The organism is Mesorhizobium sp. M4B.F.Ca.ET.089.01.1.1 (assembly GCF_004022605.1).
Taxonomy (GTDB): domain Bacteria; phylum Pseudomonadota; class Alphaproteobacteria; order Rhizobiales; family Rhizobiaceae; genus Mesorhizobium; species Mesorhizobium abyssinicae.
In genome coordinates this window covers 1-725 of record NZ_RZOS01001089.1, presented here as the reverse complement: position 1 = coordinate 725, position 725 = coordinate 1, and the positions used below count along the sequence as shown (strand labels likewise).

Genomic DNA, 725 nt, shown 5'->3' with positions numbered 1-725 from the left:
CTACTACATCACCAGCGGTCTCAAGGTCGCTGACCAGAACAAGGCCGAGCTACTCCGATTTCTCGATGAGGAAAGCGCGGATGCCGCCCTGTCGAAAATCGACCGCGTCGGGCTCATTCCGTTCGAGCCGTCGGGGCCGCGGAAGCTTCGGCTATATGCATTCACGCCAAACACCTCCTTCTGCAAGTCACAGCGGCTCTATGGCGGGAAAGCGGTGGAGCGAGCCTTCATCTCCCTGCTACTGGACAGAATCTATCCTGGGCTCGCCAATGACTTTCCCTACGGTTACATCGAAAACGGCGCTACCTCCGGTTGGAAAGCGGCATGCACTGCGGCAGAAGAACGGATCGACCACGTATCGCAAAGGTTCATCGCCTCTTACGGGCGAGCCTTACGGACCGAGTTCGGGATGCCCGCGCGTCGCGCCATCCTTGAGGCCGTTCACAACACAAGGCCTGGGCATAGCCTGGGCCGGATGCGTAAGGCGCTCGCGCATGCGGCACTGGAGTCCACGCCGCCCGATCTCGTCATCTTCGACGAGTTCCAGTGCTATAGACATGTTCGCAGCCCCGAGGACGATAATCCGCTGGCCAAGCAGCTCTTGCGCGGCAAAGAGAGCGCAGCGCCGCCGCCCCTTCTGCTCCTCTCCGCCACACCCTATCGTTTCTTTGCCGAACGGTGGGAGACCATTGCGGGGATCGCACCGCATGCAGAGCTGTTCGAAC

At 60.7% G+C, this 725-nt stretch carries 1 protein-coding gene; it reads left to right on the top strand.

All coding sequences use genetic code 11. The annotated features are described in order from the left end of the window. The coding region (locus EN780_RS39335) for a DEAD/DEAH box helicase family protein (RefSeq protein ID WP_189557088.1) at positions 1-725 on the top strand (725 nt) is incomplete at both ends.